This is a genomic window from Salinirubellus salinus (assembly GCF_025231485.1).
Classification (GTDB): domain Archaea; phylum Halobacteriota; class Halobacteria; order Halobacteriales; family Haloarculaceae; genus Salinirubellus; species Salinirubellus salinus.
The window spans coordinates 2084686-2104157 of the sequence record NZ_CP104003.1; the positions used below are offsets into that span (position 1 = coordinate 2084686).

At 64.4% G+C, this 19472-nt stretch carries 17 protein-coding genes; 15 read left to right on the top strand and 2 right to left on the bottom strand.

Annotated features, from left to right (window positions below; all coding sequences use genetic code 11):
* Positions 1-77 precede the first annotated feature (77 nt).
* The gene (locus tag N0B31_RS11245; protein ID WP_260591721.1) at positions 78-1259 is read left to right on the top strand and encodes an NAD-dependent epimerase/dehydratase family protein; all 1182 of its coding nucleotides are present in this window, start codon (positions 78-80) and stop codon (positions 1257-1259) included.
* 12 nt (positions 1260-1271) lie between these two features.
* Here N0B31_RS11245 and N0B31_RS11250 read toward each other — a convergent pair whose 3' ends face one another.
* Complete coding sequence (locus N0B31_RS11250; RefSeq protein WP_260591722.1) at positions 1272-2651, bottom strand: ATP-binding protein; 1380 nt, start codon at positions 2649-2651, stop codon at positions 1272-1274.
* Positions 2652-2760: 109 nt separating this feature from the next.
* On the opposite strand from N0B31_RS11250, the gene N0B31_RS11255 reads away from it, so the two are divergent.
* The 5 genes from N0B31_RS11255 to N0B31_RS11275 all read left to right on the top strand — a co-directional run bounded on the left by N0B31_RS11255 (position 2761) and on the right by N0B31_RS11275 (position 7112).
* The gene (locus N0B31_RS11255; protein WP_260591723.1) at positions 2761-3156 is read left to right on the top strand and encodes a hypothetical protein; all 396 of its coding nucleotides are present in this window, start codon (positions 2761-2763) and stop codon (positions 3154-3156) included.
* A 76-nt stretch (positions 3157-3232) separates the two neighbouring features.
* Positions 3233-4639, top strand: coding sequence for an ATP-binding protein (locus tag N0B31_RS11260; RefSeq protein ID WP_260591724.1), 1407 nt, complete (start codon positions 3233-3235; stop codon positions 4637-4639).
* Between the two features lie 45 nt (positions 4640-4684).
* Positions 4685-5653 carry an NAD-dependent epimerase/dehydratase family protein gene (locus N0B31_RS11265; protein WP_260591725.1) on the top strand — a complete coding sequence of 323 codons (969 nt, stop codon included), beginning with the start codon at positions 4685-4687 and terminating at the stop codon, positions 5651-5653.
* Positions 5654-5718: 65 nt separating this feature from the next.
* Complete coding sequence (locus N0B31_RS11270) at positions 5719-6225, top strand: HTH domain-containing protein (protein ID WP_260591726.1); 507 nt, start codon at positions 5719-5721, stop codon at positions 6223-6225.
* A 194-nt stretch (positions 6226-6419) separates the two neighbouring features.
* Entirely contained in the window at positions 6420-7112 is a 693-nt protein-coding gene (locus N0B31_RS11275) for a CPBP family intramembrane glutamic endopeptidase (protein ID WP_260591727.1), read from the top strand.
* 67 nt (positions 7113-7179) lie between these two features.
* On the opposite strand, the gene N0B31_RS11280 is transcribed toward N0B31_RS11275, so the two are convergent.
* Positions 7180-7608 carry a VanZ family protein gene (locus tag N0B31_RS11280; RefSeq protein ID WP_260591728.1) on the bottom strand — a complete coding sequence of 143 codons (429 nt, stop codon included), beginning with the start codon at positions 7606-7608 and terminating at the stop codon, positions 7180-7182.
* A 119-nt stretch (positions 7609-7727) separates the two neighbouring features.
* Here N0B31_RS11280 and N0B31_RS11285 point away from each other — a divergent pair, with 119 nt between their 5' ends.
* The 9 genes from N0B31_RS11285 to N0B31_RS11325 all read left to right on the top strand — a co-directional run bounded on the left by N0B31_RS11285 (position 7728) and on the right by N0B31_RS11325 (position 18819).
* A complete protein-coding gene (locus N0B31_RS11285) occupies positions 7728-8699 on the top strand; it encodes an NAD-dependent epimerase/dehydratase family protein (RefSeq protein WP_260591729.1) in 972 nt (323 codons plus the stop codon).
* Between the two features lie 192 nt (positions 8700-8891).
* Positions 8892-10079, top strand: a complete 1188-nt coding sequence (locus N0B31_RS11290) for a metal ABC transporter substrate-binding protein (protein WP_260591730.1) — start codon at positions 8892-8894, stop codon at positions 10077-10079.
* A 1-nt stretch (position 10080) separates the two neighbouring features.
* Positions 10081-10821 (top strand): metal ABC transporter ATP-binding protein, encoded by a 741-nt coding sequence (locus N0B31_RS11295; protein ID WP_260591731.1) that lies wholly within the window; start codon positions 10081-10083, stop codon positions 10819-10821.
* Positions 10822-10823: 2 nt separating this feature from the next.
* Complete coding sequence (locus tag N0B31_RS11300) at positions 10824-11846, top strand: metal ABC transporter permease (protein ID WP_260591732.1); 1023 nt, start codon at positions 10824-10826, stop codon at positions 11844-11846.
* Between the two features lie 60 nt (positions 11847-11906).
* Entirely contained in the window at positions 11907-12119 is a 213-nt protein-coding gene (locus tag N0B31_RS11305; protein WP_260591733.1) for a DUF7964 domain-containing protein, read from the top strand.
* A gap of 70 nt (positions 12120-12189) precedes the next feature.
* A complete protein-coding gene (locus tag N0B31_RS11310; RefSeq protein WP_260591734.1) occupies positions 12190-13617 on the top strand; it encodes a DUF4330 family protein in 1428 nt (475 codons plus the stop codon).
* Positions 13614-14144, top strand: coding sequence for a hypothetical protein (locus N0B31_RS11315; protein WP_260591735.1), 531 nt, complete (start codon positions 13614-13616; stop codon positions 14142-14144). The genes N0B31_RS11310 and N0B31_RS11315 overlap by 4 nt, the downstream gene beginning before the upstream one ends.
* Positions 14145-16077: 1933 nt before the next feature.
* The gene (locus tag N0B31_RS11320; protein ID WP_260591736.1) at positions 16078-16470 is read left to right on the top strand and encodes a hypothetical protein; all 393 of its coding nucleotides are present in this window, start codon (positions 16078-16080) and stop codon (positions 16468-16470) included.
* On the top strand, positions 16471-18819 hold the full coding sequence (locus tag N0B31_RS11325) for a hypothetical protein (protein ID WP_260591737.1): 2349 nt from the start codon (positions 16471-16473) through the stop codon (positions 18817-18819).
* Positions 18820-19472 lie beyond the last annotated feature (653 nt).

The window sequence follows — 19472 nt, forward strand, 5'->3', positions numbered from 1 at the left end:
GAGTCACTACGGCCTCGCACCGGCCCCGACCCGACCACAAACTACTTGGCGGTAGTTACTCACAGTCTGAGTAACCGATGAGCATCATCGTCACTGGCGGCGACGGCTACCTCGGGTGGCCGACCGCCCTGCGCATCGCGGACCGAACGGACGAGCGCGTCGTTCTCGTGGACAACTTCGCCCGCCGCGAGTGGGTCGAGGAGGTCGGTGCGACAAGCGCCACGCCCATCTCGTGGCCCGAGGAGCGCCTCGCGGCCGCCGCGGAGGTCCACGGGCTCCGCAACCTCTCGTTCGTCGAGGCGGACCTGACCGACCGCGCCGCGGTCGACCAGTTGCTGCAGGTCCACGAGCCCTCCGCCGTGGTCCACACCGCCGCGCAGCCGAGCGCACCCTACTCGAACCTGAACGGCGAGCGCGCGAACTACACCCAGCACAATAACATGCAGGCGACGCGCAATCTGGCGTTCGGCCTCGCGGAGAACGACATGGCCGACACGCACCTCATCGAGACCACGACGACAGGGGTCTACGGGGCACCGGAGTTCCCCATCCCCGAGGGCGGCGCGACGATGGAGAACCAGGGCGAGCGCGACGACGTGCCGTTCCCCGCGATGGCCGGTTCGTGGTATCATCAAACCAAGTGTCATGATGCCGCCAATTTACGACTCGCGCACAAGCAGTTCGACATCCCCATCTCGGACGTGCGGACCGCCATCGTCTACGGCACCGAGACGGAGGAGACCCGCCCAGACGACCGGCTGAAGACGCGGTTCGACTTCGACTACTACTTCGGCGTCGTCGCCCACCGCTTCGCCGCGCAGGCGGTCGCTGGCTACCCGCTCACGGTCTACGGCAAGGGCGAGCAGCGAAAGCCGTTCATCTCGCTCGAGGACGCCGTCGAGGGCCTCGCCCGCCTCGCCGTCGGCGACCCCGACGACCGGCCGAGCGACCACGTCGTCTACAACCAGGTCACCCGCCCCATCGCCATCGTCGAGATGGCCGAGACCATCCAGGAGGTCGGCGAGGAGCTGGGCCTCGACGTCGACGTCACGCACGTCGAGAACCCCCGTGACGAGGACGAGACCCACCAGATGGAGATCGAGAACGAGCGCTACATGGACCTCGTGGGCGGGCAGTCCCAGACGTTCGCCGAAGGGGTGCGTGACATCCTCGAGACGCTCACGCGGTACGAGGAGACGATCACGAGCCACGAGGACCGCTTCCTGCCGGACGTGCTGAAAGAGGACGCCGAGGAGTAAGCCAGCGGTCGGTCAGTCGAAGGCCGCCGCCACGTCCTCTACGTCGTAGAGGAGCAGGTCGTCTCGCTCGTCCGCCAGCGCAGCAAGATCGTCGGTGAATCCGGCTTTCGAGAAGAGCGCGTAGGTCACCGCCCGGTCGTCCCCGCGCCATCCGACCTCAGGTTCGGTGGCCTCGAGCGAGCGCAACAGACCCGGACCGACGGGGTCGTTCGTCCACTTGCACTCACCGAGCAGGAGCGTCTCCGTCCCCTCGTTCAGGCCCACCACGTCGACCTCGTCCTCACCGTACCACCACCGGCCGACGCGCGAACACTCGACGGGGAAGCTGTCGGTCGAGACGGCCTCCCGGCAGACGGCCTCGAAGGTCCAGATCGTGTGCGTCGGGAGCCCCTCTCGGACCACGTCGAGGACGGCGTCGGTCGCGCCGCGCTCGAGCTGGGCCCGATTCGGCGAGACGAACCGGAACCAGAACCGGAGGAAGTCGTCGGCGATACGATAGACTCTGCGCCCCTCGGGGTCGGTGACCGGTGTCTCCTTCTCGAGCAGAGCGAGTCGTGAGAGATTCTGTAGGTAGCGCGAGAGACTGCTCGCCGGGCGGTCGATCTCGTTGGCGATCTCGGTCACGCGGGTCGAACCAGCCGAGACCGCCTCCAGGATGGCCATGTACGTCGCCGGCTCGTGGAGTTCCTGCCGCAGGAGGAACTCCGGCTCCTCGTAGAGGAACGACCCCTTGGTGAGTACGCGGCGCTCGGCGTTCGCGAGCAGTGACGCCGACGGATCAAGCTGTTCGAGATACGCGGGCATCCCCCCGAACACCGCGTACGTCCGTATCTGGTCGCGTGTATCGTATCCCGGGACGAACTGCCGGGCCGCACCGAAACCGAACGGTTCCAGCCGCCACTGGCCCGTCCGCCGGCCGTAGAGCGGGCTCTCGTAACTGAGTGTCCCCTCCTCCATCATCGAGATGGACGACCCGAACAGGACCAGCGAGACGTCGGTCCCGGCGAGCGTCTCGTCGAACACGCCCTGGAACACCGACGGCACGGTCTCGTCGGCCGAGACCAGGTAGGAGAACTCGTCGATGGCGACGACGAACGGGCCATCGACTCGGTTCGCGAGGTAGCGAAACGCGTCTTCGAACCCGTCGACGGCCGGTTCGACGTCGTCGAGGGCGTCGGCACACGCCGCCGCGAAGCGCTGCGCGTTCGCCTCTGTCCCGCGCTCGTCGCAGAGGAAGTAGAGGCTCGGCTGGTCGAGCGTCGAGAGTGCTCGAGTGACGAGCGCCGTCTTGCCGACGCGACGCCGACCGTAGAGGACGAGGAGTTGGCGCTCCCCGCTGGTGAGGCGGTCGGCGAGCCAGTCAACTTCAGCCTCGCGGTCGACGAAGTTCATTATGCACGCGATAATATTATCTTCTGCATAATAACTGTTCGCCGAGGAGGCCCGTGAAGCAGTGGCAGTGGTGAGGAAAGCCCATATCGAGCCGGGCGAACGACCACGGATGGGACTGTTCGACCGCCTCCGAATCGAGGACGGCCTCGACATCACTCTCCCGGGCTTCGAGGGCGACCCCACCGCCGTGACGTGGCAGACGAAGTCGCTGTACCCCCCGGCGATGGAGAACTACAAAATCACGATGGGGGGACAGCTCTACTACGAGCGGACGCGTACCGAGGAGGTACCCGAAGCGGAGCGCCCGCTGTACGACGAGGAAATCGGCGGGTTCGAGAGCGCTCTGCAGCGTCTCGCTGGAAGTCTGCGAACCGTCCATCTGGGCTGGACGGATACGGAGTACCACGGGACCATCGAGTTCCACCGGTCCATCGACGACGGGTGGTACGCCTACGAGGCGACGTTCACGGACGGCAACCTCGAACTCGTCCAGCGGGTACACTGATAGGAGAAGTACACTAGATTCACCTTCCCAGTCGGCGGAACGGTTAACCATTATCGCGATAATGATTATCCAGATAATGGCCTTCTACGACCGGGAGGAGGAACTCGCCGCACTCGAACGGGCGTTCGACGAGCCCGGACACGACGTGGTCGTACTGTACGGACGGCGCCGTGTCGGGAAGACCGAGTTGCTCAAGCGGTTCCTCGCCGACCGCGACGGTGTCTACTACCTCGCAGCCCAAGAGGCAGAGCAACGACAACGAGAGAAGTTCGTCGAGCGGATTGCGACGCACTTCGGCGACCGGTTGCCGGCGCTAACGGGCTGGGACGACGCGTTCGACTATCTGGGTGAGCGCCTGGTCGAGACTGGCGATCCCACGGTCGTCGCGATCGACGAGTTCCCCTATCTGGTTGAGGAGAACGACTCGGTCCCGTCGTACCTCCAGGGGTTCGTCGACGAGCAGTTGGCGAAGACGGACTCGATGCTCGTCCTGTGTGGCTCAAGTATCAGCGTGATGGAGTCGGAGGTTCTCGGCCACGACAGCCCACTCTATGGACGCCGGACGGCACAGTTCGACCTCCAGCCGTTCGGCTTCAGCGAGGCCCTCGAAGCCATCGACTACCCGTTCGAAGCCGCGCTCACTTCGTTCTCGGTCACGGGGGGGACACCGCTCTACCTGACGCTCTTCGATTACGACCAGTCGCTGGAGACGAACGTCCGTGAGCAGGTCCTCACGCCGACGGCGGTGCTCTACAACGAGCCAGAGTTCTTGCTCCGTTCGGAACTCCGCAATCCGGCCAGATACATGAGCATCCTCGAAGCGATCGCTTCGGGGCGAACGACACCGAACGACATCGCGGGGGCGACTGGTGTCGAGACGGGTCCGCTCTCGAAGTACCTGCAGACGTTGCGACAGCTGCGACTGGTCGAGCGGGTCGTTCCGGTGACGGCACTGGGCCAGTCTTCGAAGCGTTCGCGATACCGGGTCGCCGACGAGTTCCTCCGGTTCTGGTTCCGGTTCGTCGGTCCGAACCGCTCGAGCATCGAGGCCGCACCGGATGCAGTCTACGGGCAGACGATAGCGCCGAACCTGGCAGACCACGCTGCCGAGACGTTCGAGCGAGTCTGTCAGGAGGCCGTCTGGGCGGCGGTTCGGGACGGGACACTCGGTCCGTACGGGGCCGTCGGGACGTGGTGGTACGGGGAGGAGGAGATCGACGTCGTCGGTCTCTCGCCGGAAGACGACCGTATCCTCTTCGGGGAGTGCAAGTGGACGAACGAACCGGTCGGGCCAGCACTGGTCGAGTCGCTGCGAGCGAAGGCCTCGGCCGTCCGCTGGGGGCCTCCCGATCGGACCGAACAGTTCGCGTTGTTCTCTCGGTCCGGCTTCACCGACGGGGCCGAGGCAGCCATCGACGAGTCGTGGGAGCTGTTCGAGCTCGAGCGTCTCGATGGCCTCCTCCGAACCGAATCGAGCGACTAAGCGTCGCCCCGAAACCACTTACCGGCCACCCGTCCACTCGCGTGTATGACCGACACGGACGTCCTCGTCACGGGCGGGTGTGGCTACATCGGGAGCGTCCTGATACCCGAACTCCTCGCGGACGAGCGCGTGGACACCGTCCGCGTCCTCGACTCGCTCGACTCTGGCTCCCCACGCTCGCTGATGGGGACGCTCGGCGAGGACGGCATCCGCTTCCGGCGTGGCGACGTGCGCGAGTACGGCGACGTCGAGAGCGCCATCCGCGGCGTGGACACCGTCGTCCACCTCGCGGCCATCACGGGCGCCTCGACCACCCACGACCGCCGCGAGGAGACCTTCGGCGTCAACTACGACGGGACCGAGAACGTCCTCAAGGCGGCCGGAAAACTCGACGTCGACCGCGTGGTGTTCGCCTCCTCGTGTAACGTCTACGGCCGGGCCACCTCCACGGACATCGACGAGACGGTCGACCCCGACCCCATCAATCCCTACGCCGAATCCAAACTGGCGTCGGAGGACCTCGTCCGGGAGTACTGCGCGAGCCACGACATGACCGGCACCTCGCTGCGGATGTCGACCGTCTACGGCGACGCCCCCGGAGTCCGCTTCAACCTCGTGGTGAACTACTTCGTCTTCCGGGCGCTCACCGACCGCGCGCTGACCGTCTACGGCGACGGGTCGAACTGGCGCCCGTTCGTCCACGTCCGTGACGCCGCGCGAGCGTACCGGGAGGCTGCGCTCTCACCGGATGACTGGACGGCCGACGCGTACAACGTCGGGAGCGAGGCGGGCAACTTCCAGATCGCCGATATCGCCGAACTGGTCCGCGACGAGGTGGGGCCGGTGGACGTCACGTATCTGGAGGACGAGCATCCGGGGCCGTCGTATCACGTGAACTTCGACCGCCTGGACGAGACGGGCTACGAGACGGAGTGGACCGTCGCCGAGGGGGTCCGTGATCTGGCGGCGCGGTTCCGCGGGGAGGGGGGCGTGACGGAGACGCCGACGTTCTGACACTCGTTCTCATGACGCGGGAACGAGCCACCGTTTTTGTAGCCCTCTGAGCGACAGAGACAGGTATGCCCACCTCACCGATAACCGAGACGGAACGGCGCGTGGAGTGCTGGGTCCGCTCCCTGGCACGGGTCCCCGACGGGCCGCAGGGGCGGGTCGTCCGTCGACTGGAGTGGCTGGCGACCGACGGCCGACTCGACACGCTCGAGGTGGAGACGTGGCCCGCGACCGTGCCGACCGACCGCGAGCGACTGCTCGGAAGCCACGAGCGGACCGTCCACGAGCGCCTCGAGACGTTCGAGGACTGGGCCGACCGGCGAGACCGCGACCTCGGGCCGGGCTTCGAGGAGCGCGGGGTCGGACACACCGCACTCGACGCGCCGGTCGAGCAGGTGCGGACGCTCCCGGCCGTCGCGCTGGCAGAGTACCGCGAGGGCGAACTGGTGCGGGTGACGCCCAGCAGCGACGAGAGGGGGGTCGACAGCGTGGACGCACACCTCCAAGACCTGCTGAGTCGGCCCCCGAAGCACTCGGCCGAGGTGGAGCGCGCCGGGACCGTGAGCGGGGACTGACGAGACCGACGAGACGATTCTGACCGACGACTGTAGAACTCGTATCGGTTCGCCACGGCACACTCGTCCCGCCGCGCCACGCTCGAGTGGCGAGGCCAGCCGTGGCGGCGCTTCGACTCCCGACCCCCACTCGTGTTCTCGGCGGGAGGGAACGACGGGACCGTTATATGTGAATACACATACACTATCTCGGCATGTCCTCGACCGCTAGTGAGGTACAGCACGACTCGCGTTCGGGTGTGTCGGTCGCTGTCGTCGTCGGGCTGTTCCTCTCGTTGTTCGGTGGGCCACTCCTCGGACAGATCGACCTGCCGGGATGGATCGAGTCCTCGACTGCCAGTTCGATGCTGGCCAACTCGCTCGGTAGCTGGCTACTGGTCGGCGTACTTCTCGGTCTCGTCGTCTACTGGGAGGGGCGGGGGGTGGCGTCGATCGGTCTCCGGCTGCCGACCCGAACGGAGGTGGCCGTCGGGCTCGGTGCTGGACTCGGCGCGGTCGTCCTCGGGCTGCTCGTCACTGGCGTCGCCGTCGTCACGCTGAACCTCGACCAGCCGGAGACGCTGTCGGCGATCAGCCGGCTCTCCCTCCCGATACAGCTCGCCATCGTGGGGACGGCCGTCGTCGTCGAGGAAATCCTGTGGCGCGGGTATCCGATCGAACGACTGACCGAGTTGACGGGGCACCTCTGGGTCGGCGCAGCCATCAGCGGCGTCGTCTTTCTCGCCGTTCACTACCCGGCGTGGGGGCTCGTGGGGGCGATTCCACAGGCGGTCTTCACCGTCGTCCTCGTCGGCGTGTACGTCTGGAGTCGCAACGTGGTGGCCAGCATGCTCACACACGGTGTCATCAACGTCGTGATGGTCCTCGTCCTGCCCGCGTTCCTCTGACTCGGCGGGCGACGCGGTCCGGTCGTAGGTGGTCGCGGGTCGGTCGTCGCCACGCCGAGGCAGGCGCTCACTCCGGCTTGCCGGAGGGCCACCGCCGCTGGTACCGGATCCGCCGTTCGACGAGGAACCAGACCACGACGAGCGATGCGCCCAGCGCGTTCGCCAGCGCGTCCGCGAGGCTGAAGTAGCGGTTCGGGATGGGCGCTTGGACGAACTCCATCAGGAGGCCGTAGCCCACGGCGACGGTGAAGACGATGGCCGCCCGTCGGTAGGGCGCATCGCGCCAGTGGGCGGTGGCGTAGGCGAGCGCGAGTGCGAGCCCCGCGTACGCGGCGAAGTGGAGGTACTTGTCGAAGAAGTCGCCGAATCCCGGAGGCGGTGGAGGCGCATCGCCGGTAACTGAGCCGACGGTGACAGCGGTGAAGACGAGCGCCGCCGCGGCATAGCGGGCCCACCGAGGGAGCAGAGGGAGGTGCAGGCGCCGGGAAGCCGACATTCGAGTATGAATGTTCGAGAGAGGCACAAATCGGCTTCGGTCGACTCGTGACTCGTGGCGTGAGGTGACCTGCTCGTCTCGAACACCAGAGTGATAACGAACCAAACGGAGTGGATGATATGAGTAACTCGGAATCCGAGTCACCGCAGGTCGCGGTGACGGGGGCGGCGGGCTACATCGGCAGCCGGGTGGTCCACCAGCTCCAGCGCGACCACCCCGACTGGGAACTCGTCGCGCTGGACAACTTCTACCTCGGCGACGTCCGGCAGAACGGCGACGTGACGGTCCAGCACGTCGACATCCGGAATCGTGACCGGCTGGAGGAAGCACTCGTGGGGAGCGACGTGGTGTTGCACCTGGCGGCGGTCTCGGGCGTGGACGACTGCGATACGAAGCCGGACCTCGCCTACGAGGTGAACGTCGTCGGGACGAACAACGTCGCGTGGTTCTGCGAGAAGACGGAGACGCCGCTGGCGTTCCCGTTCTCGATGGCCGTCATCGGCGACCCCGACTCGTTCCCCATCACCGTCGAGATGGCCCGGGACCCGCTGAACTGGTACGGCGAGACGAAGGTGCTCGGCGAGCAGGCGATTCGGACGATGGCCGAGGGGTCGTTCCCGGCTCACCTGTTCATGATCTCGAACCTCTACGGCGCCCACGAAATCGACGGCCGGGAGGTGTCGAAGAACACCGTCATTAACTTCTTCGTCAACCGGGCGCTCGCGGGCGAGCCGCTCACGGTGTACGAACCGGGGAGCCAGTCGCGGAACTTCGTCCACGTCAAGGACGTCGCGAACGCGTTCTGTCTGAGCGTCGAGGCACTGCTGGAGGAGACCGAGCCGGGCGCACGCGAGTTCGAGATCGCGAGCGAGGAGGACCCGAGCGTGATGGCCGTCGCAGAGCTGGTCCAGCGCGTGGCCCGCGAGGAGCGAGGACTGGACGTCGACGTCTCGCTGGTGGCGAACCCCCGGAGCGCCGAGACGCTGGTCGACGAGTTCGGCGTCGAGACGAGTCGTATCGAGGCGGCGCTGGGGTGGGAGCCGGCCGAAACCGTCGAGGCGAGCGTCCGAGACCTGTTGCGCGCGGACTGAGCGTCCCGTCACTGCGTTCTGTGCCGGCTCCTGTCCGTCGACGCTCGTGAGCGAAGCCCGACGGCCGCAGTGTCCTCCGATTCACGTCACGACCCCGTGAGCGACGCCCATCGCGCTCCGGCAGGCGTTGTTAACAGCCGAGTCGAAGAAAGCCAAAGTTATTATTCTAGCACCCAATATTGTTAACCAGAGATGGAACTCACTCGACGGCGGCTCGTCACGTCGGCTGGAGCGGCAGGCGCTGGACTGCTCGCTGGCTGTCTCGGCAGTGGAGACGCGCCCGGGGCTGACTCGGAGGCGGGGGCCGACGGCCTGACTGCCCAGTCGTCGTTCTTCGTCTTCGGCGACATCACCGCGCAAGTCGCGGGCGGCGCAGCGACGGCTGACCTCCTCGTCCCGGTCGGCCAGCACGGCCACGGCTGGGAGCCGGGGCCAAGAGTCCGCGAGGCCATCGGCGACGCGGACCTGCTGGTCCACGGGATGACCGGGTTCCAGCCGTGGCTCGACACCATCCGGACGGACCTCGAGGCCGACGGCTCGGAGGTCGTGACCGTCGACGTGAGCAGCGAGGTGGACCTGCTGGCGCCGGGCGAGGAGCACGACCACGATGGCGAACATGACGAGGAAGAACACCACGACGAGGAACACACCGAAGAACACCACGACGAGGAACACACCGAAGAACACCACGACGAGGAACACACCGAAGAACACCACGACGAGGAACACACCGAAGAACACCACGACGACGAGCATACCGAGGAAGAACACCACGACGAGGAACACACCGAAGAGCACCACGACGAGGATGAGCACGACGAGGAGGACGGCCACGACCACGGGTCGGGGATGGACCCGCACTTCTGGATGGACCCGCTGCGAGTGAAGACCGGGGTCGACACCGTCGAAGCGGCGCTGGCAGACCTCGACAGCGAGAACGCGGCCACCTACGAGGAGAACGCCGCGGCGTTCCGCGACCGATTGGACGGGCTCCACGAGCGCATCGAGGCGACGGTCGCCGACGCCACCACGGAGACCATCCTCGTCGCCGGCCACGACTCGTTCCAGTACTTCGGCGAGCGCTACGGCGTCGAGGTCGAGGCGCTCACGAACGTCTCGCCGGACGACCGGCCCACGCCACGCGACATCGAGCGCGCTCAGGCGGTCATCGAGGACCACGGGCTGCGCTACATTTGTGCCGACCCGCTCGAGTCACAGCGGGCCGCCGAGCAACTCGTCGCGGAGACCGAAGCCGAGGCGGTGTTGCCGCTGACCGCGATGCCCGGGCTGACCGACGAGTGGGAGTCGGAGGGGTGGGGGTACGTCGAGGTGATGGAGAACGTAAACCTTCCTACCCTCGAGCGCGCACTCGGCGTATAGTATGCCGGCCGCCATCAGTGTCGAGGACGTCACGTTCGCCTACGGTGAGCGGCCGGTCGTCGAGGGCGTCTCGCTCGAGGTGAGTGAGGGTGAGTTCCTCGGGCTCGTCGGGCCGAACGGCTCGGGAAAGACGACGCTGCTCGAGTTGATGATCGGCCTGCAGCGACCCGACGAGGGGTCGGTCACGCTGTTCGGCCAGCCTGCGCACGCCTCTGACGAGCGCGAGCGCGTCGGCTTCGTCCCGCAGGACGTGGCCGAGACGAAAGGCGAGATGCCGGTGACCGTCGCGGAGGTCGTCCGCATGGGTCGGTATCCCCACCGACTCGTCGGCCGGTTCTCGGCGGCCGACCGCGAAGCCATCGCGGCGGCGATGGAGCGCGTCGGCATCTCTGACCTCGCGGACCGTCGGGTGGGGCGGCTCTCTGGCGGCCAGCGCCAGCGCGTCTTCATCGCCCGCGCGCTCGCCGCCGAGGCCGACCTGCTCGCGCTCGACGAACCCACGGTGGGCGTCGACGCCGAGTCACGCGAGGCGTTCTACGACCTGCTGCACGACCTGAACGACGAGGGCATGACCGTCATCCTCATCGAACACGACATCGGCATCGTCACGACCCACGCCTCGGAGGTGGCCTGTCTCAACCGCGAGCTGTTCTTCCACGGCGACCCCGAGACGTTCGTCGAGACCGACGCGCTGTCGGCCGCCTACGGCGGCGCCCAGTCGATCATGCACCACGAGCACTGACCATGTCGGCACTCGCACTCCCCGTCGTTGCAGGCTTCGTACTCCAGCTGGCCGGCGCGCTCGACCGGGCCGTGAGCGTCGTCCTCGACGACCTCTGGGGGACCGCGATGGACGTGCTGGCGGCGCTCACCGGCGTCGAGATGCTCGGCTCGCCGTTCATGCAGCGGGCGTACCTCGCGGCCGTCTGTATCGCGCTCATCGGCCCGCTGGTGGGGAGTTTCCTCGTCCACCGCGAGATGGCGATGATCGGTGACACGCTCGCGCACTCGGCGTTCGCGGGCGTCGCCGCCGGCCTGTTCGTCAACAGCGTGTTCGCCACGACGGTCCCCCCGCTACTGACGGCGCTCGTCGTCGCGGCCGTCGCCGCGCTGCTCGTCCAGACGCTCGTCGACTACGCCGGCGCCTATCGGGACACCTCGCTCGCCATCGTGCTGACGGGTTCGTTCGCCGTGGGAAGCGTCCTGATTACGGCGACCGACGGCGGCATCGCCGTCGGTATCAGCGCCTACCTGTTCGGCTCGCTCGCGACCGTCTCGCGGGCGAACGCCGCCCTCCTGCTCGTCCTGAGCGTCATCGTCACGCTCGGAGTCGCCGTCGCGTACCGGCCGCTGCTCTACGTCACCTTCGACGAGGTGGGCGCGCGGGCGGCCGGGTTGCGCGTCACGCGCTACAACCAGTTGCTCGCGGTGCTCACCGCGGTGGTCGTCGTCGGCGCGATGCAGATCATGGGCGTCATCCTCGTCGCCGCGATGCTCGTCATCCCGGTGGCCGCGAGCACGCCCGTCCGTGGGTTCAAGCGCTCCATCACGGCGGCCGTCGCGGCCGGGCTGTTCACCACCGTCGCCGGCGTGACGCTGTCGTACTGGTACGACGTGGCCGCCGGCGGGACCATCGTCCTCGTCGCCATCGCCGTCTACGCGGCCGTGCAAGCGGGTGTTCGAGGGCGGCGTCGGTTGGCGAAACGGCAGCGGGCCGTGGCGAGTGGTGAGGTAGCAGCGGCGGACGGTGGCGACGGCGGGGACTGAACCGTCGCTAGTGCCATTCGATGCCGGTGTCGTTATCGTCGCGAGCCGCAACGAGGGGGTATGGCGTTCACCGACCTGCTGCCGGACCGGCCACTGACACGCGAGGAGTTCGAGGCGCTCGAACGGAACGAGAACATCGATTCGCTGGAGACCGACGACAGCGAGGGGACCGTCAGCGCGCTCACGGTCGTGATTGGGGATTCCGAGGCGAACTACCACTTCGCGCCCGGGATGGGGTGGCACACCCACGCCCACGGACATCATCACCACTGAGCCCGGAAAAACGGGGACCCGTACGCTGAATGGAAGGGGTTTTGCCTCAGGCGTCCGGGACCGAACGTAGATGCAGTTATTAGACGATGACGGCCGGTTGTTCGGTATCGTCAACGTCGTTGATGCGCTGGCTGTTCTGCTGTTCGTCTCGTTACTGGTAGCTGGCGTCGCGGTGGTCGGCGGATTCGGTAGCGAGAGTGAACCTGCGACTCGCTACGCCACGGTCGAACTGGGCGAGCAACCGGTGTATGTCGCGCAGCAACTCTCGGTCGGTGACCGCTCGTCGGCAGGACCGCAGGCAGGCAACGTTACCGTGACCGACCTGTCAGTCAGTGGCGCAAGCGAGCCGGGAACAGCCACCGTTTACGCACGTGTCGAGATCGAGGGCGCACTCGCCGAGCGGGAAGACGGCCCGGGGCAGCGGTTCACGTACGCTGACCGACCGCTCCCGGTTGGGTCGACGCTCGCAATCACGGGAGCCGAGTACGAGACCAACGGGACCGTCGTCTCGCTGGACGCGGGCGGCGAGACACTGAACACCAGTACGACACCAGTCCGGGTGGAGACGACCGTGCCGGCCGACGTGGCAATGGCGGTAAAGGAGGGTGATGCCTACCGCATCGATGGGCAGGCTCTCGCAACGATTACGGACGTCCGGGTCGCCCCGACGGCCGACCCGAGTCGGTACCGCCTCTCGCTCGCTCTCGATATCGAGACTGCTCGCGTCGAGGGAAGTGACCAATTTGCCGGGCGAACCGTCTCTATCGGCACTACCGTCCCGTTCCGGACCGCCTCCTACAACCTGACCGGTTCAATTGTCGCGGTCGGTGATACAGGACTCACCACTGAGACTACAGCGGTCCGAATAGAGACCACAGTCCAGAACAGCGTCGCCGCATCGGTGAGTGTCGGAGACACCTACCGCGTCAACGGCGGATCTGTCGGCCGCGTCGTCGACGTTCGGGCCTATCCGACGCCGGATGACTCGCGCCGATTCCTCTCACTCGGTCTCGAACTCGAGACAGTGGTCCGGAACGGCGAGCGACGTTTCGGGGGACAAACGCTGTCTCTCGGTCAGTCCATTCCCTTCCGGACCACCTCCTACGATGTGACGGGCACGGTGGTCGGTCTGGGGTCGAGCGTACCTCCCGGTGAAGCGACCACCACGACTGTCACTGTTGACCTCGAGTCGGTGGATCCAGCGGTCGCCGCCGAACTTGACGCCGGGACCGCTGAGCGACTTGGTAACCGAACGCTCGCGACGGTCACCGAGGTCGAGCGTGCGAATGCAACGGTCGTCCTCGAGAGCGAGTCGGGGGAGATTTTCGCCCGCAATCACCCGGTGCTGGAGGACGTCACACTCACCCTCGATCTCACGACCCGCCGAACCGATAATGGGTTGCGCTTCCACGCCCGGCCACTCACGGTAGGTCGGACCGTCACGTTCGACTTGGGGACAGTCCGGGTAACCGGGAACGTGACCAGCATCGAGCGATGAGCGAAGACGGCCGTCGTCGAGTTCTCGCCAAATCGTGGGTCGCCAACCTACTGGGACTCACCGAGCTGTCCGAAAGCGAAGTGACTGACCGCTCGAAGGCCATCCGGGCTTTTCGGCGTGTCTCAAAGGCGCCTTCGCGAGCCAGCGAGGGGTCGATCACTGCCCGACTCCTCAGGCGCTTCCAGACGTTCGTCCAGGCATCGTTTGGCTACCGGTGGCTAACCGCCGAACCGGACCCGGATGTGGTCGTCATCGACCTCCGAAAGACCTGGACGGTCGGGCCGATTATCGCTATCCTCGACCGATTCATATCGTGGTTCAGGCCGCGCTGGCAGGCATCTCTGCTTGGGCGGACCGCTGAGAGCCTTATCGCCGCGCTCCGACCTGCAGCTGCTGAGTCCGCGGTCGTCGCCGGGATGCGTGCAGTCCTCGTCCCGCCAGCACCACCCGAACGTGAGCGTCCCCTGTCTCCGGACGTGACGGAGCGTGACCGGAATCAGCCGTCACCCGACGACCCTGAGTCCTGAGTCTGGTTCGTGAGCGGAGGGTCCCATCCGTGCCGCCTCTCAGCGTACCAGAAGAGTCGACCAGCTTCTTGACCACGTCTCACTCGGGCTTACCGCCGAAGAGTTGGCGGATTCGATCGAGGTCGATCACATCAACAGCGACTTGCCGAAGCTACGCCTGCCGAGTACGACAAGATGGCTGCGACCGGACAGGCTATCTTTCTTCGAGGGGAGAATCCCGCCGTTTACCGCGGGCGTGAATCCGACAATTCTTCGACGACCCATGCTCTGACGCTAAAACGGATATTTAAGTAACATCGAACGGTAGTATGACGTACACCGAGGCGGTTTCACCGCCACCTAAATGCACAATATCGGGACTCCGAGAACCAGTACGTTCGAGACACCCTCTCGAACCGCTGTGGTGTCTCGGTCAAGATAACTCCGAGTCCCCCTGCCGGGGATAGGAGTAACGGCGGTGTGGCCCCGCCATCGACTCGTCATGCCGACGAGTCGTCAACCAGTAAATATCCCAACCCAGCGTTGCGGTGCGGACGTGGGAAGCCTCGCCGTTTACGGCGAGGAGGAGGTCACCTGGGTCACTAGCTGATGTGGATCTGTGACCGGCTAAAAGATGAGCTGTACAGGCGGTCTGGAAGCATGTAGTCGAAGGCCTATCGAGGCAGTCGAGCCCTCCAGATCTTCCAAACTGCGTTTTTATCCGGGAGGTACGGTGTCTAAGCGGTGTTTGGATTGGGCCGAAACGAAGGGTGGAGCGACAGATGGCCAGTGAGGCGTCGAGACGGAATCACGGTCGAGAAACGCTACATCCCCCGAATTCTGGTTTTCGTTGGATCTGGTTTCAGCGCGAGATGAGCGCCAGTCGACGCGGCCAAAGGCCAAAACCGCCATACTGCAACCGTGTTTGGATGCTCAGAGGGGTCGAATCCGCCCTTGCAGTCATCGGTCGACGATTCCGGTATCGGGGCCTGACGCGCATTTGGGCGCTTCTACTGCTGCTTATCGCCGCATGCCGCGCATCGTTTTGTCCGTCCCAAGCACGATTTACACAGACAACCTCCCGGAGTCGAATCGTCGTTCGGAACTGGCCTGATCGCCGCAGAGGGCCTGAAAAGCCCGCGAATCCGGATTAAAATCGAGTTTGGATTTTCGAGCTGGTGCTCTTCGGGTATCAGACTGGGGAGGAGACATTAGAGTGGTGAACAGTTTGCGTCTACGAGGCTTTCTCTAGGAGAGCACATCCCCATTCCTCTGAACGCGTCGACATGCACGGTGAAGACGAGGCCGAGGTGGACCCAGGCAGGCCTCATCCCCTATCCACGACTGGGAGCCAAGAGAGTCGGTTGTATCGCCGTCTACCCGGGCCACACTGATGGCTGCTCGATCCGGTTTGTAGCCACTTCAGTAGCCGAGTTGCGCCACCGGACCTCTCATCGGTGGTAGGTAAGCGATACGCGGTCCCGATTTTGCTGAATGGATATTCATTCAGCAAAATCGAGGGGTAGCATGAGGGGCACCCTTCAGGCCGATGATCCAGGAGGGGTGGGGGAATCAGCCCCCGAAATCTGGGAGAACAGGACACGTGAGAGGGACGATAGAGGTTGACCGCGCAGCCGTACGCGCTATTTGCGATCGCTCTGCTCACCCAGTCCGATAACGGGCAGGGACAGCGTCATCAAGACCCCTGCGGCGAGTCAGAACCCTCAGCCCATGGCCACTACGAGTATGAGTTGATTTGTGGCAAAGAGGGTCGCCCACAGCGGGGTGCCGATGCGAGTGGCCGCACGTGCGACCCTGGCACCATGAGTCCCACTGCCACGCTCGCAAAGGACAACTTCGGCTACGATCGCCGACAATATCCAGTCGCCATCGGACACGATTGAGAAAATCACTCGCCGGAGAGTATTTATACGGCCCTCCGAAAATTTAGGCAATGGGTTCCGGTCCCCTCATCGGCATCATTCTGCTCCCGCTTCTGATGCTGGTTTTGCACGAGCTCACGCACGTCATCGCGGCACGCCTGGTCTCTCCTGTCTCCGTCGACCTGGTCTCGGTCGTTCCGCTACGGCTTGATCTCAACTTCGCCGAGACGCCGTCAGTGTGGCACACCCGTTTCATCGCGCTCTCCCCAGCAATCGTCGGCACATTCGTGCTCGTCTGTGCCGTCTGGAGTGGCCTCTGGGCGGAAGTCCAGCGGGTTGAGCCGTATTTTCTGGACCACCTCCTCATACTCGACTGGATAGTATATGCCCACGTCAGTCCGGCAGACCTACGCGCGGGTCTGCGGCCGAAACAAGCGCTTCGATCCCGGGAGGTCGGTCAGTAGATGGCCCCAGACAGATTCACCTCAGTCACGGACTCACGAGCCGCCGCCAATGTGATCGGCGCACTCGTGTTGTTCGCCTTCCTCATCATAGCCGTCTCCCTGTATCAGGCACAGGTCGTCCCACAGGATAACCAACAGGTCGAGTTCAGCCACAATCTCGAGGTTCAAGACGACATGTCGGCAGTTCGGAACGCGATTCTTGATGCGGCGTCGACGGGAGAGGCCCGGTCGATCGGTGTCGATCTGGGAACTCGCTATCAGCCGCGGACCTTCTTCCGCAATCCACCACCTCCGTCTGGTCGCTTGAGCGCGACGCAATTCGACAGGCCGGTCACGATTGTGAACGCACAATCAGTCGGGGACACCGAGACGGGCGATTACTGGAACGGCGATTCGAGGAGTATCGAGACTGGGGTCCTCGAATATGAGCCCAATTATAATCGCTATCGGGCCGCTCCGACAACGGTCTATGAGTCCACGCTCGTCTACAATTCGTTTGCAGAAGAGAAGACCCGTATGCTGGCACCCCAGCGGCTGGTCCGGGGGACCGATATCACGCTTATCGGCCTCACGGGAGAGTTCTCCACATCGAGAAACCGCCCGGTCACGATCAGTCCAGAAGCTGCCAGTCCCGAAACCAGAAGGGTCACCCTCGAAGCAGCGGGCGGTCCGATCACAATCACCGCACCCACCACGCTCGGAGAGGCGGCTTGGGAGGATGCGCTCAACGATGAAGACCACGTTGAGTCGGTAACTGTCGCGGACGGGGTGCTCACCGTGACGCTCGATGAATCGGCGACGTATGACCTCCGGATGGCAAAAGTCGGCCTCGAACAGCAAGCCCAGACTACGCCGCGATACATCACGGACGTGGGGCGGTCGGGAGACCGCTTCACCGTCGAGGTCCGTGATACATACAACAATCCGAAATCAGGCGTCGAAGTGACAGTCTCGACAAACGGCGTCCAACAGACCGTCAAGGAGACCGACAGTGACGGCCGAGTCAGCTACGATTTCTCTGGGACGGGGACGCTCAGCTTCAGGATTCCGGGCGGAGGCGACGAGCGCGAGGTTGTCTTCGACGTCGACCCCGTAACCAGTCCGAACGGTGACGGCGGGCCTATCGACGTGACGTGGACCGCGCCGAACGGCGGTGATGACTTCACCTTCGACGCAGGTGCAGACGACGACGGACAGGTGACGCTGACCGCTCAGAGCGACCCTGCCGTTGAAGACCTCGACGTGGAGTACGTCGTCAATAACTCGAGTGTCGGGACGATCGCTCCACCCGATAGCACGACCAACGACGCAGGGGCGACGCAAACGACGTTCGAAGCGCTAGCGAACGGGACGGTCTCGGTGTATGCGCTCGGCGGCGGGGGAGGCGACGTAATCAACATCACCGTCACAAATGTCGGAGAGGGTGACCTGCCGGGCGGCGAACCTGTGGTCGGGAATCCGGCCCAGGCCTTCGACGATGCCGACGACGACGGTGCCCTGGACGCTAACGAGCGAACGATTGCCACGAGCCAGCTCTACGACTTCGATAACACGTCGGTGAATCTCGTCATCCCGGAGGCCGTTGGCGAACTGGAGCAGAGGAACGATCCAGTCTCCATCCGAGCACGGAGTATCACGAGCGAGGTTGATTTCTCCTCAACCAATAAGGCCGTCACACTTGAGGCGACGGCAGGAGAAGTCCTGCTGGACAGTCGTATCGAAGCGAAAAAATCGAGTGTAGATATCTCCGGGACGCGTGTCGATGTCTCGGGGGCGAGCATCAACGGCCAGAACGACGGTATTACCCTTACCGCGAATGGCGATGAGCTCATCGCCTCGGGCGCTCAGCTAAGTGCCTCGAAGTCGACGGTAGACGTCTCCGGAAAACGAGTCGATGTCTCGGGAGCGAATATCGACGCGACCAATCGGGGCATCACCCTCGCTGCGACCGATGGCGAGCTCGTCGCCTCGGGCGCTCTACTCAGTGCCTCGAAATCGACAGTCGATATCTCCGGGAAACGGGTCGATGTCTCAGGGGCGAATATCGACGCGACGAATCAAGGCATCACCCTTTCAGCGACTGTTTCGGGCGGAGGCGAGCTCATCGCCTCGAACGCTCTACTCAGCGCCGATAAAAGCGACATCGCTCTCGAATCCGTTGGTGACATCTTCGTAGACGGTGCGACCTTGCAGTCGCGGAACGGCCGAATTACCGCAGATCTCGGTGGGGCGTACACTCTACATCTGAGTGGAACAGTCGTCCAGAATCAGAAGGGCCCTGGAGCGATTCAGTACACGCCAGATGGTGTCACCGAAGATCCCGACCGACCCATCGCGGAACCGCAGTGATTCGTGGTCACTGTCCCTGCACTGTTGGTGCCGTTGCACTTGCGACACGGCAGAACACTGTCCTCAGGAGCCGTTCCGTTTGGCTGCAGTGGTGCTATGGGCAGTTCACCCCGTGAGTTCAGGATTACCCACGTTCTTCATCGTAGGAATGCACTCGCTGGGGCGATGCCCGTTCGGGTGTGCCGCGGTCAATAATCAGTACGACAGGGCGAGTGCGTAGAACGACATCCAGAGCATCGGGCCCCACTTCGCGTGGGGCGGGAGCGTCAGTAGCCTTCACGGGCTAGACTTCGGCATGCTCAGGAGCCGAGTTACACGACCGAGCAGTTGTGGAGCAGCAGGAGGCAGCAACGTGGACCCATTTTTACTGAATCATATCGTAGGTCTACGAGCGTGTTAAAGAGATTATCAAGTGTGTCCTGTTCGTAATCGACTACACTCATTACCTGATGACGTGCATAGCGACGCTGGGTTGAGTGGAGACGATATTCAAACACTACCGGCATCCGACCTCTTGATTTGGTTAATTATTCAGACCACCGACTATTTCCTCGACCACGATGTCACGACAATCATCCTCGGCCACAGTAATTCAATCAGTTCTACAATCTGGACGGGGGAAGAGCGCGTTGATAAAAATTTCGAGCTTGACC